At 70.3% G+C, this 24,343-nt stretch carries 25 protein-coding genes; 8 read left to right on the top strand and 17 right to left on the bottom strand.

Annotation, left to right across the window (positions count from 1 at the left end):
- Positions 1-218 precede the first annotated feature (218 nt).
- Complete coding sequence (locus CRP56_RS40500) at positions 219-542, bottom strand: STAS domain-containing protein (RefSeq protein WP_257041640.1); 324 nt, start codon at positions 540-542, stop codon at positions 219-221.
- A gap of 186 nt (positions 543-728) precedes the next feature.
- Here CRP56_RS40500 and CRP56_RS40495 point away from each other — a divergent pair, with 186 nt between their 5' ends.
- Together CRP56_RS40495 and CRP56_RS40490 are read left to right on the top strand one after the other, a co-directional pair.
- The gene (locus CRP56_RS40495) at positions 729-1,223 is read left to right on the top strand and encodes an ATP-binding protein (protein ID WP_257041639.1); all 495 of its coding nucleotides are present in this window, start codon (positions 729-731) and stop codon (positions 1,221-1,223) included.
- A 219-nt stretch (positions 1,224-1,442) separates the two neighbouring features.
- Entirely contained in the window at positions 1,443-1,940 is a 498-nt protein-coding gene (locus tag CRP56_RS40490) for a MarR family winged helix-turn-helix transcriptional regulator (RefSeq protein WP_097272769.1), read from the top strand.
- Positions 1,941-2,001: 61 nt separating this feature from the next.
- On the opposite strand, the gene CRP56_RS40485 is transcribed toward CRP56_RS40490, so the two are convergent.
- The 7 genes from CRP56_RS40485 to CRP56_RS40455 all read right to left on the bottom strand — a co-directional run bounded on the left by CRP56_RS40485 (position 2,002) and on the right by CRP56_RS40455 (position 9,138).
- Positions 2,002-3,180, bottom strand: a complete 1,179-nt coding sequence (locus CRP56_RS40485) for a PP2C family protein-serine/threonine phosphatase (RefSeq protein WP_097272767.1) — start codon at positions 3,178-3,180, stop codon at positions 2,002-2,004.
- Between the two features lie 97 nt (positions 3,181-3,277).
- Entirely contained in the window at positions 3,278-5,017 is a 1,740-nt protein-coding gene (locus tag CRP56_RS40480; RefSeq protein WP_097272765.1) for a PP2C family protein-serine/threonine phosphatase, read from the bottom strand.
- Positions 5,014-6,084, bottom strand: a complete 1,071-nt coding sequence (locus tag CRP56_RS40475; protein WP_097272763.1) for an ATP-binding SpoIIE family protein phosphatase — start codon at positions 6,082-6,084, stop codon at positions 5,014-5,016. Before CRP56_RS40475 ends, CRP56_RS40480 begins: the two co-directional genes overlap by 4 nt.
- On the bottom strand, positions 6,081-6,524 hold the full coding sequence (locus CRP56_RS40470; protein WP_097272761.1) for an ATP-binding protein: 444 nt from the start codon (positions 6,522-6,524) through the stop codon (positions 6,081-6,083). The genes CRP56_RS40475 and CRP56_RS40470 overlap by 4 nt, the downstream gene beginning before the upstream one ends.
- On the bottom strand, positions 6,524-6,943 hold the full coding sequence (locus tag CRP56_RS40465; RefSeq protein WP_097272759.1) for an STAS domain-containing protein: 420 nt from the start codon (positions 6,941-6,943) through the stop codon (positions 6,524-6,526). The genes CRP56_RS40470 and CRP56_RS40465 overlap by 1 nt, the downstream gene beginning before the upstream one ends.
- Complete coding sequence (locus CRP56_RS40460) at positions 6,940-7,830, bottom strand: STAS domain-containing protein (RefSeq protein ID WP_097272757.1); 891 nt, start codon at positions 7,828-7,830, stop codon at positions 6,940-6,942. The genes CRP56_RS40465 and CRP56_RS40460 overlap by 4 nt, the downstream gene beginning before the upstream one ends.
- A gap of 114 nt (positions 7,831-7,944) precedes the next feature.
- Positions 7,945-9,138: a PP2C family protein-serine/threonine phosphatase gene (locus tag CRP56_RS40455; RefSeq protein ID WP_097272755.1), complete on the bottom strand. Its 1,194-nt coding sequence runs from the start codon at positions 9,136-9,138 to the stop codon at positions 7,945-7,947.
- Between the two features lie 198 nt (positions 9,139-9,336).
- Between CRP56_RS40455 and CRP56_RS40450 the strand changes: the two genes are divergently transcribed.
- Positions 9,337-9,771, top strand: a complete 435-nt coding sequence (locus CRP56_RS40450; protein ID WP_059190636.1) for a MarR family winged helix-turn-helix transcriptional regulator — start codon at positions 9,337-9,339, stop codon at positions 9,769-9,771.
- A gap of 456 nt (positions 9,772-10,227) precedes the next feature.
- A complete protein-coding gene (locus tag CRP56_RS40445; RefSeq protein WP_257041632.1) occupies positions 10,228-11,070 on the top strand; it encodes an RNA polymerase sigma factor SigF in 843 nt (280 codons plus the stop codon).
- Positions 11,071-11,136: 66 nt separating this feature from the next.
- Here the strand turns inward: CRP56_RS40445 and CRP56_RS40440 are convergent, their stop codons facing one another.
- A complete protein-coding gene (locus CRP56_RS40440; RefSeq protein WP_097272750.1) occupies positions 11,137-11,478 on the bottom strand; it encodes a YybH family protein in 342 nt (113 codons plus the stop codon).
- Between the two features lie 128 nt (positions 11,479-11,606).
- Entirely contained in the window at positions 11,607-13,037 is a 1,431-nt protein-coding gene (locus CRP56_RS40435; protein WP_097272748.1) for a glycoside hydrolase family 43 protein, read from the bottom strand.
- A 340-nt stretch (positions 13,038-13,377) separates the two neighbouring features.
- Between CRP56_RS40435 and CRP56_RS40430 the strand changes: the two genes are divergently transcribed.
- Positions 13,378-14,973 carry a sigma-70 family RNA polymerase sigma factor gene (locus CRP56_RS40430; protein WP_097274976.1) on the top strand — a complete coding sequence of 532 codons (1,596 nt, stop codon included), beginning with the start codon at positions 13,378-13,380 and terminating at the stop codon, positions 14,971-14,973.
- A gap of 176 nt (positions 14,974-15,149) precedes the next feature.
- Here CRP56_RS40430 and CRP56_RS40425 read toward each other — a convergent pair whose 3' ends face one another.
- On the bottom strand, positions 15,150-16,511 hold the full coding sequence (locus tag CRP56_RS40425) for a hypothetical protein (protein ID WP_097272746.1): 1,362 nt from the start codon (positions 16,509-16,511) through the stop codon (positions 15,150-15,152).
- A gap of 273 nt (positions 16,512-16,784) precedes the next feature.
- Positions 16,785-17,384, bottom strand: a complete 600-nt coding sequence (locus tag CRP56_RS40420; protein ID WP_097272744.1) for a TetR/AcrR family transcriptional regulator — start codon at positions 17,382-17,384, stop codon at positions 16,785-16,787.
- Positions 17,385-17,486: 102 nt separating this feature from the next.
- Here CRP56_RS40420 and CRP56_RS40415 point away from each other — a divergent pair, with 102 nt between their 5' ends.
- A complete protein-coding gene (locus CRP56_RS40415; protein WP_097272742.1) occupies positions 17,487-18,668 on the top strand; it encodes an epoxide hydrolase family protein in 1,182 nt (393 codons plus the stop codon).
- Positions 18,669-18,703: 35 nt separating this feature from the next.
- Here CRP56_RS40415 and CRP56_RS40410 read toward each other — a convergent pair whose 3' ends face one another.
- Positions 18,704-19,282 carry a TetR/AcrR family transcriptional regulator gene (locus CRP56_RS40410; protein WP_097274972.1) on the bottom strand — a complete coding sequence of 193 codons (579 nt, stop codon included), beginning with the start codon at positions 19,280-19,282 and terminating at the stop codon, positions 18,704-18,706.
- A gap of 90 nt (positions 19,283-19,372) precedes the next feature.
- On the opposite strand from CRP56_RS40410, the gene CRP56_RS40405 reads away from it, so the two are divergent.
- Entirely contained in the window at positions 19,373-20,254 is an 882-nt protein-coding gene (locus CRP56_RS40405) for an SDR family oxidoreductase (RefSeq protein WP_097272739.1), read from the top strand.
- Between the two features lie 377 nt (positions 20,255-20,631).
- Here CRP56_RS40405 and CRP56_RS40400 read toward each other — a convergent pair whose 3' ends face one another.
- On the bottom strand, positions 20,632-20,982 hold the full coding sequence (locus CRP56_RS40400) for a helix-turn-helix domain-containing protein (RefSeq protein ID WP_097272737.1): 351 nt from the start codon (positions 20,980-20,982) through the stop codon (positions 20,632-20,634).
- A gap of 509 nt (positions 20,983-21,491) precedes the next feature.
- On the opposite strand from CRP56_RS40400, the gene CRP56_RS40395 reads away from it, so the two are divergent.
- A complete protein-coding gene (locus tag CRP56_RS40395) occupies positions 21,492-21,866 on the top strand; it encodes a hypothetical protein (protein WP_097272735.1) in 375 nt (124 codons plus the stop codon).
- Between the two features lie 112 nt (positions 21,867-21,978).
- Here the strand turns inward: CRP56_RS40395 and CRP56_RS40390 are convergent, their stop codons facing one another.
- Genes CRP56_RS40390 through CRP56_RS40380 form a run of 3 tightly spaced genes read right to left on the bottom strand, consistent with a single transcriptional unit; the run spans position 21,979 to position 24,340 of the window.
- Positions 21,979-22,359: an NUDIX domain-containing protein gene (locus CRP56_RS40390; RefSeq protein ID WP_097272732.1), complete on the bottom strand. Its 381-nt coding sequence runs from the start codon at positions 22,357-22,359 to the stop codon at positions 21,979-21,981.
- Between the two features lie 46 nt (positions 22,360-22,405).
- Positions 22,406-23,359: a YihY/virulence factor BrkB family protein gene (locus tag CRP56_RS40385; protein WP_097272730.1), complete on the bottom strand. Its 954-nt coding sequence runs from the start codon at positions 23,357-23,359 to the stop codon at positions 22,406-22,408.
- Between the two features lie 45 nt (positions 23,360-23,404).
- Entirely contained in the window at positions 23,405-24,340 is a 936-nt protein-coding gene (locus CRP56_RS40380) for a Dyp-type peroxidase (RefSeq protein WP_097272728.1), read from the bottom strand.
- Between the last annotated feature and the right edge of the window lie 3 nt (positions 24,341-24,343).

Below are 24,343 nucleotides of genomic sequence, written 5' to 3'. Positions count from 1 at the left end.
GAGGACTCGGAACCGGGCCGGGCCGTGACCGACCCCGCCCGCATTTCCGCACTTCACCAACGCGCACGATGAAGAAATCCGGTGAAGGTTAACTCAGTTGTCGCGCGACAACCAAAGCCGGCCCGGAGACTCCCAGGTGCCCCCAATTCGTGCCTCGGAAACGGCATGACCAAGGCTGATCCGGGCACCTGTAAGGGTTTGGCGCCGCGGACAAGGCCTCAATGCGCCAGCGCCTCATCGAGGTTCGGGTGACAGGTGACGATGAGATCCAGCCCGACCAGCTGCACCGTGCGCAACACCGCGCCCCGCACGCCCACGAGCCGGAGCCAGCCCCGCGCCGCCACGGTGGCCTGATGGGCGGCGATCAGGGCGTTGACCCCGCTGGAGTCCATGAACGTCACCTGGGTCAGATCGACGACGACCCGTGTGGCGGCGCTGGCGTCCGCCGGCGGCAGGGCCCGGCTCAGAGCGCCCACGCTGTGGTGGTCCACCTCGCCGTCGAGGCTGAGCACCGTGACGCCGTCGGCGTCGGTCCTGGTCACGGACAGACGGCCGTGACCCGCTGCTTTCTGGTTGTCTGCCACTCGCGTCCTCTGCATGCTCGGTCGGGCCGGGTCACGTCTTCGTTGCCAACGCTGCCCCGTCACCGGGCGCACGATGCCTGTGGCGGGCTCGTTCGTGAAGTGTGGCCAGGACTGAGACGGGAATTCCCGGGTAGGCGCGCGCTCATGAACGGGGTACTGCAGACCACCGTCCTGGAGCCAGTCCCGGACAAGGAGTGTTCCTGGATGCCGGAAGAAGCGCCGGTCGAGACGGCCCTGGCCCTGGACGGGGCGGCCGGCTGCATCGCCGACGCGAGGGCCAGGACGGCTGAGTTCCTGGCACGCGCGCGCTCCGACCACGCTCTTCCGGTGTCGGCGCGCGCCCTGGAGCTGGCGCAGCTGGTGGTCAGCGAGCTGGTCACCAACGCCCTCAAGTACGCGCCCGGTCCGGTCATGCTGGAGCTGCGTGCCGCCGGGGACTGGCTGGAGATCACGGTGTGGGACACCGAACCGGTTCTTCCGACGGCGCGCAGGGCCGATGCCGGGAGAGTGGGCCAGCACGGACTGGAGATCGTCATGGCGGTGGCCGACGGCTTCGAGGCGCATCGGGAACCCGTCGGCAAACGGATCACCGCGCGGCTCACCCTGCTCGATCCTCCCGTGCCGAACCTCGGCGGCTGACACGGCTCCCAGGGCCTGGCCGACGGAGCGTGTTCGGGGCGGGCGGGGCCACGCGTGGAGGTGCCGCATGACCATCGCTGCCGGGCGGGACCATTCGCGCGTTCAACAGGCGTCCCTACGATGGCTCGGGTGCGGTGCTTGGCAGGCGACGCTTCGGGTACCGCGTTGGGATGAGGGTGGTATGCGTATGCGCACGCGCTTGCTGAAGGCCATGGGGTCGTGAGTCGGCTCGGCGGCTTCGGGCACGACCGGCCAGGCGGCCCGGGCGACAAGGCTCTTTCCCTGGCACGGGAGATGTCCGATGCCGTGGACGGGCTGGCGCACCTGTGGTCGGCGGCCGGGCAGGAGGCGAGCATGCGGCTGTCGGCGCACCAGCTGCGGGCCTTGCGCATTCTGGAGTCGGGTCCGGGTCTCAACCTCACCGCCCTGGCGGAAGGCATGGAGATAGGGCTGCCGACCGCGAGCCGGCTGTGCGACCGGTTGGAGGCGGCCGGCCTGCTGGAGCGGGTACTGCACCCGCACAAGAGACGCGAGGTGCAGCTCCACCTCACCGGTCACGGCCGGCAGGTACTGGGCGAGGTGGCCGTGCACCGGTCGCATGCGCTCGCCGTGGTCCTCGCGGCGATGGAACCGGCCGAACGCGAGGCATTGCTCCGGGGCATGCGCGCCTTCCTGTCGGCACAAGAAGGCCGACGGAGCGGCACCACCGACTCCTGAGGCCCCGGCACCGGCACCGGCCCCCGGCCCGGTCAGGCAGGTCAGTCGGGTGTCGGCCGGGTCAGCCAGGTCGGCCGTGCCAGTCCAGGCAGACGACAGCCGCGTCGGCCGCCAGCTCGCTGCTGCCGTAGTGCTCGATCAGCCCGGCGATGACCGCGCGGGCGGTCTCGTGCGGCTCAGCGGCACGGGTCGCGCTCAGGATCTGGCACAGCACCCGCTCACCGAAGACATCGCCCGCGGCGGAGCGGGTGGCGTGCACACCGGTGCTGACGACGAGGAGACGGTCACCGGGCTCGACCGGGAGCGTCTGCGCTTCATAGAGGCTCTCCTCGAACATCCCCAGCGGGAGCTGTGCCTCCAGTTCGACCCGCTCGGTGTGCCCGGAGCGCTGGCGGAACAGCTGGGGCGATCCCGCGTCCACCGCGTGGACCGTGCCGGTGGCCAGGTCGAAGTCCAGCAGCAGGGTGGAGGCGTACTTCTTCCCGCCGTACTGGGCGAACACGGCCTGGTCGGCCAGGCTCGCCTGGTCGGCGAGCGACACGCCGGCGCGGCGGGCGTTGCGCAGGGCGGCGACCGTGAGACTGGTCAGCAGCGAGGCCTCGATGCCGTGTCCCGTGCCGTCGGTCACGGTGAGGACCAGGTGTTCGGCGTCCGCGGACCAGTCGAAGTTGTCGCCGCCGATGGCGTACGCGGGTTCCAGATGGGCGCTGAGGGTGAACTCCTCGCGGGCGCAGCCGCGCCCCGGCAGCAGCTGCCACTGCATCTCGGCCGCCAGGGTGAGGCGGCGGGTGCGGCGGGCCAGGAGGAAGAGGTCGGTGTCCCGTCCGGCGGTGACGACCTCGTGGCCGAGTCCCGTCGCGAAGTCGGCGAGCTGCAGCACGAGGTCCGGGGTGGCGGCGTCCGCCGGCAGCCGGACGGTCAGGACGCCGACGCGGTCTCCTCGCACGGTGACCGGCAGATGCACCTGATGTCCGGCCTGCGCGTCGACGACTTCGATCACCGGGCTCTGTTCGACGAAGGCCCTGCCCTGCGGGCCGTCGTGGGCGGGGACCTGAGCGCCGGTGTCCGGCAGGTGGGACACCGGCTGCAGCACCGAGAGGCCGTAGTCGGCGAGGAGCAGCGTCACGTCCCGGGCCCCCACCCGCTCGGCGAGGACCCGGCGAGCGGTGGTGACCAAACGGTGCGGAGCGGCCGCACGCAGCCGGGCCTCCACGGAGGGAAGGGGTTCAGGGGCATTCACGGCATCCGCCCTCTCGCCTGGTGGCCTTCACGCTACCCGAGGGCTCGGTCCGCAGCAGGCTCACCCGGGAACGGGCCGGTCGCGCGCTGTCCGCGCCTCACTGCCCGGCCGGTGGGACGGTGTGGCACAGCAGCAGGCAGATGTCGTCGTCGCGTTCGGAGTCGTGCAGGAGGGGCTTGAGCAGGGCGTCCGCCACGGCCTGCGGGTCCTGCTGGAGTTCCGGACCGCTCAGGGTGCCCAGGGCCTGGCCGAGGCGTGCTATGCCCGCGTCGATGCCGAGCGCCCGCCGCTCGACCAGGCCGTCGGTGTACAGCACGAGGGAGGACCCGACGGGCAGGTCGGCGCGGTGGTCGGTGTACACGAAGGGCATGGGGATGCCCAGCATCACGCCGGGCCGGGTCTCCAGAACCCGCACCGACCCGTCCGCGCCGCGCACCACCGCCGGGGGGTGTCCGGCCGAGGCCCAGACGACTTCCGGTTCGCCCGGCCGGAACCGGGCGATCATCGCGGTGGCGTACAGCTCCGGTTGCAGGTGGCCCAGCATGCGGTGCAGGCGGGTGAGGATCTCCGCCGGGCTGTCGGTCTCCACCGCGTAGGCGCGCAGCGCGGTGCGCAGCTGGCCCATGACGACGGCGGCGTGCAGTCCGTGGCCGGTGACGTCGCCTATGACGGCCAGCAGGCTGCCGTCGGGCTGCAGGAAGGCGTCGTACCAGTCCCCGCCGATGTTCAGGCCCCGGGTGGCGGGCAGGTATCGGGCGGCCAGCAGCAGACCGGGCACCGTGGGCAGCTGGGTGAGCTGGGCGCGCTGGAGGGCCTCCGCGGTGTCGCGGTACTGCTCGTAGCGGCGGGCGTTGTCCAGGGCGACGCCCACGCGGCGGGCGAGTTCGACCAGCATCACGCTGGTGTCCGGATCGAACCGGGGACCGGGGGCGGTGAGGGTGAGCACACCCAGCAGACGCCGGGCCGTGAGCGGGATGGCCAGCAGCGGCCGGTCCGGGGACAGCGCGGACGGCGGGAGGTCGGCCACGCCGGGCAGCGCGCCGGGATGGGCGGCGGCGTGCTGCGGCCGGCCGGTGCGGGCCGCGGTCACGGCGGCCGCCGCGTGGTGCGGTACCGGGTGTGGACGGTCGTCGTCGGTGTGCTCCTGTTCGTCGTCGAAGAGCCAGACGTCGAGGTGTTGCGCGTACTCGGGTACGAGCAGATCGGCGAGGCTGCGCAGGATGGCGTCCGGATCGAGGGACGCGGAGATGGCGGCGCTGGCGTCCGTGAGGAAGGTCAGCAGACGCCGGGCCCGCTCGGCTTCGGCGCGGGCGGCCCGCTCGGCGTCGAGGAGCTCGCGCTGGACCCGGGAAGCGGCTTCCAGGTCGGCGTGCAGGGCCAGGACGCCCTGGTTGGTCTGGTGCAGCTCCTCGCGGTGCAGGTGCAGCAGGCGTTCTTGTTCGTCGAGGAGGTTCAGGACGGCCGCGGTGTGCTCGTCGGAGTGCAGCAGGGCCGCCGTGAGCGGTGCGCCCGCGTCGAGGGTGGGCTCGGTCGGCCGGGGCAGGGGGCAGGACAGGGCGGGCTCGTCCGCGGGGTCCGGTGCCATCGAGCCGACCGGCCGCACCGTGACGTCGAGCCGTCCGGCCTGCTCCTCGGTGACCTGCCGGACGCGAGGCAGGAGTTCCCAGTCGCCGTGCCGTTCGAGGCAGCGGCGCAGCAGCGCCGTGAGCGAGGTGAGGAAGCGGGCCCGTTCCAGCGGCGGCACTTCGGCGGCGGTGACGACGCGGTCGAGGGCGGCCCGGACCTCGGCCGCGTCGGCGACCGAGGTGATCTTCCAGACGTCTGGGGTCGCGGTCATGGACGTCCGTCCGGGTCGGGCGCGAGGACGGCCACCGTGGTGTCGTCGCGCAGCGGTCGCGCGGCGCTGCTGCCGTCACGCAGGACGACGGCGGCCGTCACGGCGGGGTCGTGGCCGAGCAGGCTGGCGTCCTGCGGAGGGGTCCAGCGGCTGGGGAGTCCGTCGCTGTGCAGGATGAGCAGGCTGTCGGGACGCCAGGCCGAGGCGTGGCGCGGCACGGTCGCGGGGAAGTGGGCGCCGACGATGCCGGGGTGCGAGACGAGCGGCCGCCACTCGCCGCCGGCCCGGAGCCGGGCGCCGATGTTGCCCACTCCGGCGAACGACAGCTGCTGTGTGTCCTCGTCGAGCTGGGCGATGCCGACGGCCGCGCCGCGGGTGGGGCGCAGCGCGGAGTGCAGGTGCCGCAGGATGTCGGCGGGCGGCAGACCGGCTCGCCGGTGCAGTTCCGCCACGGCGGCGCCGGACGCCTCGGCGGCCTTCGCTCCGTGGCCGAGCCCGTCCGCGAGCATCAGGGTGATCCGGGGGCCGGAGCGCACCCAGGCGAAGGCGTCTCCGGAGTACTCGTCGTGGGCGAGGGGGGCGTTGATGCCGCCGGCCCGGGTGCCCGCGCCCGCGGGGGCCGGTCGTCGGCGGGACGGCACACGCGCCGCGGCGGGGCCGATCCGGGCCACGGCGATGGTGCCCTGTCCCTGGCGGCTGTGCAGGTCGAAGTCGTCGGCCAGGCGGCGGCAGGTTCCCAGGCCCGCGCCCAGGGAGGAGGCGAGGGTGGTGTAGCCGTCGCGCAGGGCCGCTTCGACGTCGGCGATGCCCGGTCCGTGGTCGAGCGAGGTGATCTGCACCCGGTGCGCGGGATCGGCGAGGGTGGCGGCGGGCTTGGTCAGGTTGATCACGATGCGGCCGCCGCTGGCGTGTTTGACGAGGTTGGTCGCGAGTTCGGTGGCCACCAGCGCCGCGGCGTCCGTGGAACGTGCGTCGAGGCCGGCCGCGGCGCAGGCGCTCTCGGCCGCGACGCGGACGTCGCGGACCCGGGTGGTTTCGGGGACGGGCACGTCCCAGACCCTGCTCACCGCACCCCCGGGCGGGGCGCCGGAAAGCCGGAGACCCATTCGGTGATGGTGACGGTGGTGCCCGAGCCCGGACGGGTGTCCAGGACGAAATCCTGGACGAGCCGCTTGGCACCGCTCAGACCCATGCCGAGTCCTCCGCCGGTGGTGTAGCCGTCAGTCAGGGCCAGGTCGACGTCACGGATGCCCGGGCCGCTGTCGACGAAGGACAGCCGCAGTCCGCGGCGCGCCCCGTCCGTCGGCGTCGTGATCTCCACGTGCCCTCCGCCGCCGTGGACGAGGGTGTTGCGGGCCAGCTCGCTGGCCGCCGTGACCAGCTTCGTCTGCTGGACGAGGCCGAAGCCGAGGTCTGCGGCGCACTGCCGCACATGCTGGCGCAGCCAGGCCAGGTCGGCGTCCGAGCCGATGGGCAGTCGTGTCGTCGGGGTGAGGGGAGCATGCATCACGCACCCTCTTCCGCGGTAGCGGGCCGGACCACGGAGGGAGCGCGGCCCAACAGGGCCAGGGCCCTGTCGACGTCCAGTGCGGTGTCCAGGCCGGGCAGGGTGAGGCCCAGCTCCACCAGCGTGATGGCCACGGCCGGGCGCATGCCGGCCAGGATCGTCCGGGTGGCCAGCAGACGGGCGCTCGCGGCGATCTCGGCCAGGATCCGACCGAGGAAGGAGTCCACGATCTCCACACCTGACAGGTCGATCACGACACCGCCCACTGGCACCGGACTGTTCGCGATGCGCTGGGTGATGTCGTACTGAAGTTGTTCGGCCGCTCCGTCGTACAGGTCCCCCCGCAGGGTGACCAGGAGGATGTCTCCCAACGCCAGGACCGGCACGGGCTCCGGGTGGATGGCGGGGAAGTCGGTCACCGCGAATCCGCTCCGGCGGTCGGGCGGGCGGAGACGGCGATGCCCTGCTGGGTGAGCGCGTAGGCCAGGGCCTCGGCGAGCCCGGCCCGGGTGAGGATCGAGCCGAGATCGATGCCGAGGTGGACGATGGTCTGCGCAATCGCGGGACGGATACCGGAGACGATGCACTCCGCGCCCATCAGCCGGGCCGCGGCGACCGTCTTCATCAGGTGCTGGGCGACGAGCGAGTCGACGGTCGGCACGCCGGTGATGTCGAGGATGGCGTACCGGGCCCGCCGCTCCACGATCGCCTCCAGCAGGCTCTCCATGACGATCTGGCTGCGGGAGCTGTCCAGGGTTCCGATCAGCGGTACGGCGACGATGCCTTCCCACAGTTCGATGACCGGGGTGGCCACCTCCAGCAGCTGCTGGCGCTGCCGGGCGATCAGTTCCTCGCCGGCGTTGATCGTCGTCTCCATGACCACCACGCGGAGCGTGCCCATCAGGACCGTCAGGTCCAGCAGGCAGGCATGCATGCGCTCGTCGGCGGGGTCGTCGAACTCGGCCCGCAGCAGTGCGGCGACGGGGGCGCGCAGTCCGGCCACCTCGCGGGCGATCTGCGAGGGGGTGTACCCGGACTGGGTGCGGGCACTGGTCATGCGGCCCAGCTGGTCCCTGACGGTGTCGAAGCCGGGGGCCTCGATGTCCTCCAGCCGGCCGGAGCGGGCCACGTCCGCCAGGGCTTCCGCCACCGCCCGGCCCGCCTCGACGGCCTCGTCCCGGGAGACGGTGAAGACGTTGCTGAACAGGGCGGCGTCCGCCCATCGATGGGCGATCTGCTCACGGCGTCGCTTGAGGAACTCGCTGAGCTGCTCTGCCACTTCGGGGGCCGTATCGTGCTCCACCACTAGATCTTCTTCCTGTCGAGCGCCCCTGCGGCCGACCGTACGGCAAGCCACGAGAGAATTATTGCCGTACGGCAAACGTTAGCGCGGGGGCGCTGGGCCAACAACACACGATCGTCACAAGGAAAGTCCGGCATCTCCTCCCCCGGCCGGCCGTCCCCGCCAGTCCAGGCAGACGACGAGAGCGTCGTCGTCCGCCACCGCCTCGCCGCGGTGACCGGTCAGCTCCCGCAGGATCGCGCGCGGCACCTCGGCGGCGGGCAGCAGCCGGGTGGAGTGGATGGCGCGGGCCAGGGCCGCCTCGCCGTACGCCTCCCCCTTGGGCGAAGCCACGGCGTGGACACCGTCGCTGACGAAGACCAGCCGGTCCCCCGGTTCGACGTGGAAGTCCTGGGCCACGTAGTCGGTCTCCTCGAACATGCCCAGGGGCAGCTGGGCGTCGAAGGCGATGCGCTCCACGGTGCCGCCGCGCAGCCGCAGCAGTTGCGGGGAGCCCGCGTCCACGACGACGGCCCGCCCGGTGGACAGGTCGAAGTCGAACATGAGGACGGACAGATAGCTGCGCCCCCGGTAATGGGCGTACACGGCCTGGTCCGCCAGGGCGGCCTGGTCGGCGATGGGGATGCCGGCCCGCCGGGCGTTGCGCAGGGCGTTGATGGCCAGGTTGGTCAGCAGAGCCGCCTCTATGCCCTCCCCCATGCCGTTGGTGACGTACAGCGTCAGCCGCTCGGCCGTGGCGGCCCAGTCGAAGTTGTCGCCGAAGATGGCGTAGGCGGGCTCCAGCTGGGCGCCCAGGGCGAATTCCGGGCGGGTGCAGGCACAGCCCGGCAGCAGCTGCCACTGCATCTCGGCGGCCAGCGTGAGCCGGTCCTTGCGCCGGGCCTGCAAGTACAGATCGGTGTCCCGTTCGGCCACGACCACCTCGCGCCCCAGCACGTCGGCGATCTCCAGCAGTTCGGGCTCGCACTGCCGCGCGTCCTCACCCCCGTCGAGGGTCACGGACAGCACGCCGACCCGGTCGCCCCGCACGCTGACCGGCAGGTGCAGACGCGTCCGCCCCTCCCGCAGCTCCTCGCGGTACGGCCGCTGCGAACCGAAAGCCCGGCCGGCCGGGCTGTTGTCCACCGACACCGGTTCCAGGACGTGCGGCCGGACCGATACCGGCTGGAGCACGGTCAGTCCGTAGTCGGCCATGAACAGCTCGACATCCTCCGCGCCGTACTGTTCGAGCAGTGCGGCGCGGAGAGCGTCGAGCAACGCATGGGGCGCCGCCCTGCGCAGTGCGCGCTCAGCGGCCACGAATCTGTTCACGATGGAAAACACACCTATCTGTTGCCGGAGGCCACGGAGCCCACAGGACAGCGAACTCGCTCGTCCCGGCCTCGACCGTCGCCCAATGCCTCAATGGCCCGCCCGCGCACCTAGTACGCTGACGGACATCCCAGTGCCTGCGAAAGTGTGACTGTGACTGCCTTCCGCCCCCGCCCGGAGCCCGACGAGGTCGCTCGTATGACCTCCACGGCCGGCGAACTGCTGGAAGTGCTGTGGGGCCGCGCATCGACCGCCCCCGCTTCCGCGTCCCAACTGCGCGTGCTGTTCGTCCTGGAACACAACGACGGCATCAACCTGCGCACCCTCACCGACCACCTCGCCTCCACCCCGCCCTCGACCAGTCGCCTGTGCGACCGACTGCAGGCCGCGGGCTTCGTGGAGCGCGTGGTGAGTCCGGCCAACCGGCGGGAGGTGCGGCTGCACCTCAGCAGCCGGGGGCGGGCCTTCCTCGTCGACCTGCGCGCGCGCCGGGAGCAGGTGCTGCGGGCGGTCCTCGACCAGATGCCCGCCGCCAAGCGGACCGCGCTGATGGAGGGGCTGGACGCGTTCTGCGAAGCCGCGGCCCTGCAGATGCACGACGACGCCGAGTCGTCCGACAGCCGGACCGCCTGAGCGATCCGCCGCGGAACCGGACCTCGCGTCGCGCACGGGTCCCGAGGATCAGTGCACGGAGCTTCCCCCGCCCGCCGGAACATTCAAGATCCTTCCCCATGCGCGTCCGACACCGCTACTTTGTTGCCTGCCGACTATAGTTGTCAAATGGCAAGTGTCGGTCGGCGACCCGCCTTGATCAGAGTTCTGTCCTGCCATGCGGATCGAGTACCCCGAGGGCCGCGACCTACGGCTGTGGCGAAGGTCTCGTGAAGACCGCGTTCACCCCTCCTGCACCGCCCGGACCGCGTCTCACCCGGCACGATGTGCTTGCCTTGCGGCAGTCGGCACCCGGCCGGTTCCCTCCAACGGATGACGACGAGGGGCATGAAGAGCGCGAAGCCGGGTAAGCGCGCCCCGACAAGACGTCCTGTCCCAGCAGGGGCAGGTTGTGGGACCAGGGGAAGGCTGACAACTGTGACGACACGCGTGCACGTGACGACGGAAGCTGCTACTGAGCTGCCGCGCATCACCGAACCGCGAAAGGTCGCCCCCCAGGACGCCCGAGAGCTGACCAGGCTGTTCCTCGACCAACTGGCCACGCTGGAAGAGGGAACCCCCGAGCACCAATACGCCCGCAACACCCTCATCGAGATGAACATGTCGCTGGTGCGCTTCGCGGCCAAGCGCTTCCGCAGCAGCGGCCAGGACATGGAAGACGTCATACAGGTCGGCACCATCGGACTGATCAAGGCCATCGACCGGTTCGAGGTCTCCCGCGACGTGCAGTTCACCAGTTTCTCGGTCCCCTACATCGTCGGGGAGATCAAGCGGTTCTTCCGGGACACCTCCTGGTCGGTGCATGTGCCCCGCCGCCTCCAGGAGGCCCGCTCCGAACTCGCCAAGGCCGTCGACGAACTCGGGTCGCGTCTCGGCCGCGCCCCCAAGGTCTCCGAACTCGCCGAGCTGATGTGCCTGACGGAGGACGAGGTCATCGAGGCCCAGATCGCGGCCAACGGCTACACGTCCGCGTCCCTCGACGCCGCCGTGGGCAACGACCCCGACGAGGAGAACGCGACGCTCGCCCACTTCGTCGGCCAGGAGGAACCCGACTTCGCCCTCGTCGAGGACTTCCACGCCCTCGCGCCCCTCATCAGCGACCTCAGCGAACGCGACCGCCGCATCCTCCATCTGCGCTTCGTCGAGGAACTCACCCAGGCGCAGATCGGTGAGCGCCTGAACATCTCCCAGATGCACGTCTCCCGCCTGATCTCACGCATCCTGACCGGCCTGCGCAAGCAGATGCTCCACACCGACTGACACGCCAGGGGGGGCCGGCGGCGGGACGCTCACAGTGCCGTCTGGAGGGTGAGCGCCCGCCATGGATCAGGAACTGAGATGCTCATGCAGCATCTTCAACTCGCCGTCCCTCCGCACGATGACGTTGGCGCCCCGGCCCTGGCCGGACCGCGGTTCACCGTCGATGACGCCGGTCCAGGCGAATGCATAGCGACACACAGCGACATCGGCGGTGAGCACAGGCCACTCCAGTTCGCGCACCTCATACACCTCGTCGAGGATCCTCGCGAACGTCTTCGCGATCGCGGATCGGATCTCCTCGATGCCGCGATGCGAACCGTCCGAGAACCAGTACACGGCATCCTCGGCGATGAACGGCACGACTTGTGAGACGTCGTGGCTGTTGTTGGCCCGCTCGTACTCACGCATGAACGCAGAGAGCTCAGGTTCCAGCGGTCTCAACTCAGGGCTCCTGAGGGTGGTTTGTACGGGAACCAGCGGGCCGTGTCGGAATGCCGGCGCCCCGGGGCGGCGTCGGCATCCCTGTCGCTGTCGGGTCAGCTCGTCACGCGGAAAGTGGCGTCGCCGCGTCCGGTCGCGGTGGTGATCGGGTCGAGCCTCAGTTTGTAGGCGTAGTGGCGGATGTAGCGGTCGGGGTGGTTGTAGGACTGGAAGGACGACCAGGTGGCGTCGGCGAGGCCGGCGACCTTGCGGAAGGTGGCGTCGGCGGCGAACTGGGCCGTGCCGTCGTTGCGGACCAGTTGGAAGTCGTAGTTGGCGTGACGCAGGAAGTATCCGGGGTAGTTCACCGACTCGATGGAGACGGTGCCGGTGCCCGCCAGGCCGGGCCGCAGCCGGAACTTGGCGTCGTCGCTGGTGACGTTCTGGTCGATGAGCACGTCGAAGTCGGCGTGCCGTACGTACCGGTCCTGGAAGTTGAACGACTGGAGCCGCTGAGCCGGGGTGTTGACATACCGGCCGAGGACGCGGGCTTCCTCGGCGGCGGTGAGGTTCAGGATCGAGCCGTGGCGCTTCTTGCTGACGCCCATGTTGTAGCTGCCCGATGCCGGGAGCTGGTAGGTGCCGACGGCGGAGGGGTCGGTCGTCCTGACCGGCATGTACCCGCCGCTGGAGGCGTACTGGTCGAGGTACAGGGTCCACTCGTTGCGGTCGCGGAACTTCATCCACATCGGGCCCTCCACCTGGGCGCCGGTCAGGCCGATGCCGGAGAGGTTGCCGAGGGTCGTCCAGGTACCGAGGATCGAGTTGCTGCCCTCGAGGGTGATCTGGCCGTCGCCGGAGGCGCGTACGTAGCGGTAGGCGCCGACGCCGGCGGGCACTTCGACGATCTGCGTGTCGATGAGTTCCTGGGCGCCCGGGCGGTCGATGTAGATCTGCGGGGTGGTGATGGTGCGGAAGTCGCTGGTGCGGGCGTAGAAGACGCGGTGCTTCGTCTTGCCGTTGAGGGGCACGTTCGTCGACCAGTACAGCACGTAGTCGCTGGTCTCAGGGTTCCAGATCGCCTCCGGCGCCCAGGCGTTGCGTCCGTCGGGGATCGCACCGGCGACGTTGAGCAGCCACGGCTCCGACCAGTTGACGAGATCCGTGGACTCCCACACCACGAGGTTGCGGCTGCCGTTGTTGATGGCGGCGTTCCAGTCCTGCCCGCAGCTGATGCACAGATCGGTCGCGATGATCCAGTACTTGCTGCCGTCAGGCGAGCGCACCAGTGCGGGGTCGCGCACCCCCTTCGTGCCGATCGTGGAACGCAGGATCGGAGCCCCGCCGTTGAGGTCGTTCCAGTGGAGGCCGTCCGTGCTGTGCGCGAGGTACATCTGCTGACCGCCGGATCCCTCACCGGTGAAGTGCAGCATCAGATAGCCCGGGTCGGCGGCGGCCGCCCGCTGAGGTGCGGCCAGGGATTGGGAGGTGAAGAAGAGGCCGGCGGCGAGGAATATCGCCGCGAGCCGGGTGAGCACTCTTGCCATGTGCGTGTCCTGTCTCTGGTGCGGGTGCCCGACAGGGGGTCGACAGACCCACTTTTGTTCGAAATCACGGACGTCGTTCGCGAATTCGGCCAAAAGTTAGGGCTAGGTAAAAGCGAGTGTCAAGAGGGGGGAAAGCAGCAAAGCAGTGTTGCCCCCTTCGTGCCCGGGACGGGATCGTGCACATCAGGAGACGCGTCGGCGCGTCGCGCATAACGAAAAGCCCGGGACCTACGAAAAGGTGGGGCGGCATCCGGGGGCGCCCCGACACGCGTCGTCCGGCTCCGCTCCTGGCACACTGTCGCCTCGACACATCGACAGGACCACGGGACGGGTGGGCAGCGTGCGCTCGCGGAACAGGCAGGAACAACCGGACGTCGCCGTCGTCGAGGCGGCACGGACCGGGGACGCGCAGGCCGCGGAACAACTGGTACGGGACTGCCTGCCGTTGGTCTACAACATCGTCGGGCGGGCGCTGGACGGGCACAGCGACGTCGACGACGTGGTCCAGGAGACGATGGTGCGGGTCCTGGACGGGTTGCCCGGTCTGGAGCGACCGGATCGGTTCCGGTCCTGGCTCGTCGCCATCACCGTGCGACAGATCCGTGACCGGTGGCGCAAGGGGCGCACCTGGCTCGCCGCGGACCCCCTGGAGGAGAACGCCCATGAAGCGGACCCGCGGGCCGACTTCGCCGACCTGGCGATCCTTCGGCTCGCGCTGTCCGGCCAGCGGCGTGAAGCGGTGGAGGCAACCCGCTGGCTGGAGGACGAGGAACGCGAGGTACTCGCACTGTGGTGGATGGAGAGCGCCGGTGAACTGACCCGCGGCGAGCTCTCGACGGCCTGCGGCCTCACACCGCAGCACGCGGCGGTCCGGGTCCAGCGGGTCAAGGAGCGGCTGGAGACGGCGCGTACCGTCGTACGGGCCGTGACGGCCTCGCCGCGCTGCCCCGACCTGGCCACCGTGCTCGCCTCATGGGACGGGCGGCCGTCCGGACTGTGGCGCAAGCGGCTGGCACGCCACGTCCGCGACTGTCCGCAGTGCCTGTCGAACTCGTCCGACCTGATACCGGCGGAGGGACTGCTGGCCGACCTCGCACTGGTGCCGGTGCCGGTCGCCCTGACCGGCCTGGTGCTTGCCAGGGCACTGGGGGAAGGCTCTGCCGGAGCGACCGCGAGCACGAGCACGAGCACACACACGGCGAGCGGTGCGAGCCGTGCGGCGCGGACGCTCGGCAAGCTGGCCGCCAAGCCCACGGCGGCGGCAGCCGCAGGTGCCGTGACGCTGGCGGCTGCCGGTGTGGCCTGGTACGCCGCCACGGGATCACACGAACAGGCCGAGCGGCCCGCCGTCGTGGCGCCGCCGGCGGCCGGCGCCTCGTCCGTGTCGCCGTCCCCGAGGCCGTCCGTCTCCCCGACGGCGACGCCGACACCGGTGTCGAAATCGACACCGCCACCCACATCGACGCCGACCGCCTCCCCGGCGACGAGGGCCGAGGCGCGGATCTCGGGGCCGCACGCCCTGCGTTCGGTCGACTCCCCCGGCGCCTACGTCACCCAGTCCGGCTCACTCGGCGTCCTCGGCCCGGTCGGCGCCGACAGCTCCGCCGCCACTCGCCAGGCGGCCACCTTCACCTTCGTCCCCGGCCTGGCCGACCCCCGCTGCTACTCCCTCAGGGACGCCACGGGCAGGTATGTGCGGCACTACGCCTTCCGCGTCCGGCTGGACATCAACGACAGATCCGCCATCTTCCAGAAGGACGCCACCTTCTGCCCCCGTTCCGGTTCCACGCCCGGTTCGGTCGCCCTGGAGTCGTACAACTACCCCGGCCGTTACCTCCGCCACCGGGACAATCTCCAACTGTGGCTCGACCCCTCTGAGAACACGGCCTCCGACCGGGCCAGTCGCTCCTTCGTCCTCATGGCGCCCTGGGCCTGAGACCGCAGGGGCCGGTGACGGCCCGGGAGATCGTTGTCCATGACAGCTGGCCCCATCCGACCGGCCGGCAGCGCACGAGCTGACGGAGCGGGCACGTGCCACAGATGCCCACGCACGGCGGGAGGACTACCGCCCCGCTGTCCGGCCGCTGCCCGAAGCGTCACCCCGTACGGCCGTCAGAGGCCGGCCTCGGCGAGGATGCGGTCCATCCGCGCCCGCGGCAGCACGGAGTTGGCCGCTGCCTCGTCGGCGACCTTGGGTTCCGGGTCCGCCATCAGTCGCTCCAGCAGTTCCGCGGTGACGTTGGGATGCCGGGCCGCGCCCGCACGCAGAAACCCCTCCTCGAAGTCCGCGAACCGCCGCAGCACCGACACGGGCAGCTCGGGGTCCTCCAGAGCGAAAACGCGCACCCGCGGGTCCGGCTCGTCCGCGAAGCCGCGCAGTGCCTGGCGCGGGAAGTTGGGGTGGTCCACCAGCAGCGGCCGGATGTGGAGTACGTCGCCATGGGCGCGGAGCAGCCGGACCAGGACCTGCGGCGGTGTGCCGGGGCGGCGGGCGGCGGCGCGGCGGACGGATACGTCGGGGTCGTCGTCCAGGCGCTGCCAGGCCTCGTCCGGTAGGTCCCGGCCGTCTGCCAGAACTCGGCGCATCACTGCATGCGGGCAGTCGAGGTAGCTCAACCGCTCGGCGAGCGGAGCGTCCCGGAGCCAGTCGGGCTCGTAGGAGGGCCAGTCGAGGGCGACACGGGCGTCGACGCCGCCGGCCGCCTTCTCGGCCTCGACCAGTGCGAGCAGCCGGTCGCGGGTCTCGGCGGTGACGTGGCGGCTGAAGGCCACCGCGAAGCGTACGGACGGATCCGCACAGTCCTGCAACTGAACCACCATGTCGGCGGTCAGGTGCGGGTTGCGAGCCACTGCGTGCAGCACGGTCTTGTCCTCGGCCTTCAACAGCCGGACGAACTGATCCGACGTCAGGGGGAGATAACGTGCGACGTTGGCCTGGACGGCCGGATCGGCGAGGCAGCGCGCGTAGAGCTCAGGGGGAACCCCGGGATGCTTGGCCCTGGTGGCCGCGGCCCGCACCCCCGGGTCCGGATCGGTCAGCAGCGCCAGCTGCACGGTCGTCGGCCGGTCACGCCAGGCCTCCGCGACGATCGCCCGCAGCTTGGGATCGGAGGCGGCTGCAAGTTCCGCCGGTGGCCGGCCGTAGGCCTCGACCAGATTCTCGATACCAGTCGACACTCCGCACTCCACCATGGTCCGGATGAAGTCGGCATGGGCGTCGCGGATCGCCGGGTCGGGATGCCCGGCGATCCGGTGGCGCATCGCCGGGGAGATTCGGTCTCCGTGCAGGAGCACCGCCGAATCCCTGCCGCCGTGCGTCAGGAGGGCCTCGACCACGGCGTCCGGCAGCTGCCCCTTGCGCGTCTCCAGACCGTGGCGGCCGGCCCCGTGCATGGCCAGGCGCATCAGGACGTCCACCGGAGCGGCCGGGTTCCGCCCCAGCCCGGACAGCCGTGGCTGCTTGAGATCGACCATGCGAACACGCTAGCCGAGCCGCGGCAACGAGCCCTCGCCAGACCTACGCTGACGTCACGTCAACCGTGCCGACAGAGAACGGCACGGGCGGCAGCGGCGTGCGGTCGGCGCAACGACGCCTCACCACGGAGACGGCCGGCACCCTCTGCCCGCTCTCACGCCTTGACCGCGCCCGACAGCATGCCGGGTCGACGACTACTTCCGGTACACCTTCGTCAACAAGTCCGACTGGCAAGGGATCTGAGCCGGAGCCGACTGCCCGCGCGCTGTGGGTCAGGGCTGGTCGCCCGCGAGCGCGATGGCGCGTGTCTCGGGAACTCCCAGCATCAGCAGGCTCGTGATCGTCGCTGCTCGGGGACCGAGGGTTCCGTTCGACCGGTCGCTGTCCGCGATGGCGAAGACGACGCCGTAGGCGATCTGGCTGAGGATGTCCGCCGGCAGGTGCTGGGCGAACACCTCGGCGTCCTGGCCCCGTTTCACGAGGTCGGCGAGGAGCTCGTCGACTGGTCCGAGCAGCGCGTGGATGACTTCGCCGTACTCGCCACGGCGCAGCGCCAGCAGCACTCGGTACCGGTGCACGACCGGCCAGAGGCGGGCGATGAATTCGACCCACGCCGCGTCCGCTTCCGCGCCGGAGGCGTTGACTTCGGTGAGCACGGCTGTCATCTCGGTGACGGCCCGCTCCGTGAGCGTCCGAACCAGGTCGAGGCGCGAGGGGAAATGGTCATAGACCGTGCGCCGGACGACGCCGGCGGTGGAGGCGATCTCGCCCATTCCGGCGTCGGGGTTCTCTCCGAGGAGATCGAGGGCGACGTCGAGGATGCGTTCGCGTGTCTCCTTCATCGAGCGCACGCGGGAGGACTCGGTGGGCACGGCGTCAGTATTGCACACGGGTGTACAGTGAGATTGACTGTACAGACGTGTGCAATGAAGAGTTGTGCCGCGCCTCGAAGCTCAGGAGATGAGAAGAAGGCCATGACCGCACCGACACCGCCCGCCTCGCCCCTCGTCCGCCCGTTCACCGTCTCGATCCCGGAATCAGAGATCGACGACCTCAAGCAGCGGCTGGCCAGGACTCGTTGGCCAGATCCGGAAACGGTGGGCGACTGGTCGCAGGGGGTTCGCGCAGAGAACGCCAAGTCTCTGATCGACTACTGGGAGCACGGCTACGACTGGCGGCGCCTGGAGAGCGAGCTCAACCGCTTCCCCCAGTTCCTGACCGAGATCGACGGGCTGGACATCCACTTCCTCCACGTCAGGTCCAAGAACCCCGACGCACTGCCGCTGCTGCTCACGCACGGATGGCCGGGCTCGATCCTCGACTTCCTCAAGCTGATCGGCCCGCTGACCGATCCGGTCTCGTTCGGAGGGGACGCCGCCGATTCATTCGACGTCGTCGTCCCGTCGCTCCCCGGGTTCGGGTTCTCCCAGAAGCCCACGCAGACCGGGTGGACCGTATCGCGCATTGCGAGCGCATGGGCGGAGCTGATGAGGCGTCTCGGCTACACGAAATGGGCCGCGCAAGGCGGCGATTGGGGCGCCGTCGTCACCACCGCCCTCGGGGCAACGCAACCCGAGGGGCTCGTCGGCATTCACCTGAACACCCAGTACGCCTTTCCCGCACGGATACCCGACACCCTGACGCCCGAACAGCGCGACGCCGTGGACACCCTCGCCCTCTACACGGGCGAACTCGGCGGGTCGAACCACCTCCAGGGCACGAAGCCGGAGACGGTCGGGTTCGCCCTGGCCGACTCCCCCGTCGGCCAAGCAGCCTGGATCTACGAGAAGTTCCAGTCCAAGACCGACAACCGAGGGCTCGCCGAGGACGCCCTGGCCATCGACGACATCCTCGACGCGATATCGCTCTACTGGTTCACCAACAGCGCGGCGTCGTCCGGCCGTATCTACTGGGAGAACAGAACACTCACCTTCGCCGGCCCGAAGGTGTCACTTCCGGTCGCGGTGACCGCCTTCCCGAAGGACATCCCACGCGTGCCGCGCAGTTGGATCGAGGACACCTACAGCAATCTGATCCACTACACCGAGGCCGACAAGGGCGGGCACTTCGCGGCCCTGGAACAACCCGAGATCCTGGTCAGCGAAATCCGCACCGGCCTGCGCGCCCTTCGTTCCTCCGGGCAAGAACGATGGTGATACGCGATCGCGGATGACCGTAAGTGGCCGCCGGGTCAGCCCAGCGACGCGCTCGCCGCACGCAGTTCGTCCAGGGCCGCCAGGGTGTACCCGGCGAAGTCGTTCGGGTCGTCACGGTCGGCTTCGGCCCAGTCGGCGTATCCCCGCTTGAAGGCGAGAACGCCCAGTTCGCCGGCGAGAGCCGCGATCGGATCGGGTACGCCGCGGGCGACCAGGGCGGTTTTCATCGCGGCCGCGAGGCTCACGCTCTTGAGCGCGTCACGCTCCTGAAGCTCGGTGCTGGCGGCGACGGCCGCCTTCAGACGGGGGGCGAACTCACGGCTCTCGGGGCCCATCATGCCCGCGGCGCGCACGAGACCGGCGGCGACCGCCTCGAGCGGGCTGGCCTCAGCGGGGGCCTCGGCGATCCCCTCGGCCAGCAGTCGGCTCAGCGTCTCCTGTCCGGCCACCAGCAGCTCGCGCTTGTCGGGGAAGTGCCGGAAGAAGGTGCTCTTGGTGACTCCGGCGCGCTCGGCGATCTGCGTGACCGTCGTGGCGTCGTATCCCTGCTCGGTGAACAGGTCGACAGCCGCTACGACAAGGCGTTCACGTGCGCCGGGTTCCCATCTGGCCATGGTCACCATCATAGGTGATGGGACTCTTGTCCCATCACTGCGGTAGAGTGATGGGACAAGAGTCCCATCACTTGTGGAGGAGATCTCCTCATGCGCGTATTCGTCACCGGCGGCACCGGCCTGATCGGGTCCGCCGTCGTCGCCGACCTTCTCGGCAACGGCCACACAGTCCTGGCCCTCGCCCGCTCCGACGCATCCGTACGGGCCGTCGAGGCGGCCGGGGCAGAACCGTTGCGGGGAGCACTCGCCGACCTGGACACCCTTCGCGCCGGCGCCGCCCGGACCGACGGAGTGATCCACCTGGCATTCAGCAACGACTTCAGCAGCCCCGAGGCCCTCGCGCAGGGAATCAGCGAAGAGAGTGCCGCCCTGGCGGCCATCGGCAAGCAACTCGTCGGCAGCGACCGCCCCTTCGTCGCGGCCTCGGGTACGCCCTCCGTGCCCGGCCGCGTCTCCGTCGAGACCGACCCGGTGCCGACCGACGGACCGGTCGGAGGCCGCGGCCGCGCCATCACGGCGGTGCTGGACCTGGCATCGCGCGGGGTGCGGAGCACGACCGTCCGCCTGCCGCGCACCGTGCACAACCAGGGCCAGGGCGGCTTCGCCGGCCTACTGACCGACATCGCACGGCGGACCGGTGTGTCCGGATACCCGGGTGACGGCACCCAGCGCTGGCCGGCCGTGCACGCCCTCGACGCGGCGGCCCTCTTCCGGCTCGCCCTGGAGCAGGCGGATGCCGGCACGTCCTGGCACGCTGTGGCCGACGAGGGAGATCAAGTACGTGACATCGCCGGCGTGATCGGCCGGCGGCTGGGCCTGCCGGTCAAGTCGGTCCCCGCGGAGACGTACGGCCCCCTCGGCCCGATCTTCGCGAACGACCAGCCCGCGTCCAGCACCCACACCCGGGAGACGCTCGGCTGGGAACCGAAGCACCCCAGCCTTCTGGAAGACCTGGAGAACATCGAGCCCTGAGGGTGATCGCCAAGCCGCGAGAACTGGGGGCGACATGACCTCATAGCGCCGTCCGTCGCACAGCACGGCCCGGATGGCGCTGACGCGATGGCCCGGGGCGTGCGCCAGGCCAGGTCGGCCGCCACTGCGGCAACTGCGCCGAGAGTGGGACGTCGCCAGACAGGCGAGCTCGTCCTCTTGTCCCCACCGCAACTACGAGACCAGGAAAGGCGGTTGAGTCGTGACCCTGCGACGTGGAGCCTTCCTCACTCAGGTGAAGGAACGCGGCGCGTACGAAACGGAGCCCGAAGTCGAACGGGCCTCGCGCGTGGTGCTCGCCCTGCTCTTCGGCCGCGGCCAGGTCCTGACCGCCGCTGCCCCTCTCCGAGGCGCCGTGTTCAGGCGGATTCAGGCTCGACGCGGTCCGCTGATTCGCCGGCGGCACGGCGGTACGCGGCGTTGATGCGCTGTGCTTCCTCGAGCTGGTCCTCGAGGATGATGATGCGGCACGCGGCCTCGATCGGAGTCCCCTTGTCGACGAGCTCCCGGGCGCGCGCCGCGATGCGCAGTTGATAGCGGGAGTAGCGGCGGTGCCCTCCCTCCGAGCGGAGCGGAGTGATCAGACGCGCCTCACCGAGGGCCCGCAGGAAAGCCGGCGTGGTGCCGAGCATCTCGGCTGCCCGACCCATCGTGTAGGCGGGGTAGTCGTCGTCGTCCAGATGATCATTCAGGGGGTTGTCCGATGTCATGCCACCTCGCTGCGGAAACGTGTCGAGGGGCCCTGGTGCCGTACGGCACCAGGGCCCCGAAGGAAATTCAACACCATCTGTCGGCTCTACTGCTGTGCCGACCTTCTGTTGTCCGCTACCCGGCTCGGCAGAGGGGGGTGCGGGGGGATCTCATCTGCTCGACCGGGGACCACCATCCATTCCGGGGTCTTGCGGTGCCCGGGCCGTGTTCTTGCCGGGCCGGGCGATCCTGATGGCGTCTGTTCCTCCGTTCCTTCCTTGAACCTGCTTCGTATTCGGCTACCCCGCCCGTACGTGTCCGGCGGGTCTTGTCGACCTTGGGTACTGCAACAAGCATACCCACACCAGGGACGAAAATCTACTTCCGCAAGAACAGGTTTCACTCGGTCGGTGAAGAAGAATCCTGCCGCTGACGGCTCTCACCGGCCGGTTGCAGCCCTCCTGGCCGCGCGCGGCCACATCAGCCCCAGCTACGTCAGATACGGGCGGGCCGCATAAGCTCTGCTGTCATGTCGAACCCTGATGAACTGCTCGTCGCCCTCTCCGCCGCCGTGGAGCTGGGGGGAAGCAACCAGATGTCGCTGACCGTGGTCGTCGGTGGCGCCGTCATCACCGGCCGGCTGGCTCCCGAGGCAGTCTGGAGGGAGCGGGTGGCAGAGGTCCTCAAGGACTCCGACCGTCTCGGCCCCTTCGCGGACGTCTTCGCGCGAAGAGACCGAGGAAACCACTCCGGCCGCACCGAGGCACCCACGCACCTGCACTTCCATCTCGCCCGGATCCTGCAGGGCACCCTCGGGATTCCGGAGACGGGCGGCATGTACCGCGTCGCGATCGAGGACGTCAGCGCATGGTCCATCGGAGATCTCATCCACTCCAACCAGTGAGCGGCGGCACAGCGGCGCCGACGGAACCCTCAGCTGCCCCCCTCACCGGAGGGGGGCTCTGCCAACGGTTCCTCTGCGAGGTCCGGTTGGGCGGCCCGTGGACAGCGGGCGCTTACACCGGTGTGTGGCCCTCCAGATAGATCCGCACCGTCTCGGAAAGCCCCGCATCGACCGCCTCCGCGAGCGAGGACCAGCGGACCTGGTCCGCTTCGAGCCGCGCGTTGTCCGACGGGGTCTCGCTCAGCAGTTGGCACACCACGGCCCGTCGCCCGCCTGCCGTATCCGATGCCTGCTGCGGCAGGGGCGTCGAGCCGTCGACGAGGTAGCCGGTGAGCTCGTACACCGCGCGCGCCGCGGTGGCCGACGCGGATTCGGCGGGTTCGGGGTCGCCTGAGGGCAGGGTCCAGCGGTCCTGCGTGTTCACCAGCAGCACCCGGCCGTCGTAGAGCACGACCGCGTCCACCGCGCCCTCGGTGCTCTGCTCCGTCGTCATGACCCGCCCACCTCTTCCCAGTTCGCCTGTCGGCCGGCCCTCCGTGTCACAGGGCGTCATCGTGAATCCTCACCGCCCTGCGCAGGGTCATGTACGGCTCCTGATCGGCGGGGAGCCCCTGTGCGATGGCGCGTTCGCGTTCCCATTCTGCGTTGAGCTCGGCTCCCAGCAGAAGAGCGAGGTTGGCCAGCCAGACCCAGATGAGGAAGGTGATGGCGGCCGCGAGGCTCCCGTACACGCGGTCGTACGAGCCGAAGTGCGCGGCGTAGTAGGCGAAGGCCGTGGAGGCGGCGCACCAGACCGCGACCGCGACCAGGCCGCCGGGGGTGCCCCAGCGGAACGGCTGGCGGGCGTTGGGGGCGGCCCAGTACAGCAGGGCGATCAGGAGACCGGCCAGGAGCAGCAGGAGTGGCCACTTGCCCCACTGCCATGCGGTGACGGCGCTGTGTCCGGCGCCGAGTGCGACGCCGACGCGGTCGGCCAGCCGTCCGCTGAGGACCACCACTGCGGCGGCCGTGGTCACCATGAGGAGTGTCAGCACGGTCAGCCCGATGCGCAACGGAAGCAGGAGTCTCGTGGGACGGCCCTCGGGAACGTCGTAGACGGCGTTCATGGCGCGGATGAACGCGGCGACGTAGCGGGAGGCCGCCCATATCAGGGTGAGCGTTCCGGCGACTCCCGCCGCCGTGTGCCGCCGCTCGACGGCGGCCAGTACCCGGGTGATCCAGGCGTGAGAGGGGCCGGGTGCGAGGTCGCTCACGTCACGCAGGAGCGGCTCGGTGAGGGAGGGACCGATGGCGCCGAGCAGGGATGTCAGCACGAGGAGTGCCGGGAGAGAGGACAGGACGGCGTAGTAGGTCAACGCGGCGGCCCAGTCGCCCAGGTTGTCCTTGCGTAGCTCGGCCAGGAAGCGACGCGCGATCCGGCGCCGTGGGCTGATCCCGTGTCCTGGTGGGTCCTGCTGTTCGGTGTACGGGGTTGCCCCTGGGGCTGGTCCCACTGCCGCGTTCCCCTCCTGTCGTCTTCACTCGTCCTGGACTTGGTGTCACCTCGGGGGCGGGGCGGGCGGATCGTGCAGAAAGTCGGTGGTGGGTACGTGGAACAGGGCGCCGGTGACTGCGGTGGAGAAGTCGAGAATGCGGTCGTGGACGTGGGGGCGGTCGCCGAGGAACATGTTCCGCAGCATGTGCTCGATCACCTCGGGGGTGCGCGCGTAGGCGATGAAGTAGGTGCCGAACTCCCTTTCCCCGACGCGGCCGAAGGGCATGTTGTCCCGCACGATCTTGAGTTCGGTGCCGTCCGCGTCCGTGATCGTGTTGAGGGCGACGTGTGAGTCCGGCGGCTTGACCTCGTCGGGCAGTTCGACGTTGCTCAGCTTCGTCCGGCCGATGACCTTCTCCTGCTGTTCGATGGTCAGCGCGTTCCAGGCGGTGAGGTCGTGCACGTACTTCTGGACGACGACGTAGCTCCCGCCCGCGAACCGCGGGTCCTCCTCGCCGATGAACACCGCGTCGGCGGCGCGGCGGCCCTCCGGGTTCTCGGTGCCGTCGACGAAGCCCAGGAGGTCGCGCTCGTCGAAGTACTTGAAGCCGTGCACCTCGTCGACCACCAATGCGGCGCTGTCGAGACGTGCGCAGATCAGCTGGGCGAGTTCGAAGCAGGGGCCCATGTGACGGGCCCTGAGATGGAACAGGAGGTCGCCCGGGGTCGAGGGGGCATGGTGGTGGGTGCCGGTCAGGGGCACGAAGGGGTGGAGGTCGCGTGGGCGTGGGCCGGTGAAGAGACGGCTCCACGCGTCGGATCCGATGCCGACGACGCAGGTGAGTTCGGTGTCCGGGGCGCGGAAGCCCACCGTACGGGTCAGTCCGGCGATGTCCTGGAGCAGGGCGTGCACGCTGTCCTCACCGCCCGGAGTGAGGGTGCACACCAGGAACACGGCGGACTTGGCCGGCGGCATGATCACGGACTGTGGCTCGGCCATGGC

It is taken from the genome of Streptomyces sp. TLI_55, from assembly GCF_900206255.1.
GTDB lineage: Bacteria > Actinomycetota > Actinomycetes > Streptomycetales > Streptomycetaceae > Streptomyces > Streptomyces aquilus.
This window is presented reverse-complemented; position numbering and strand designations above follow the sequence as displayed.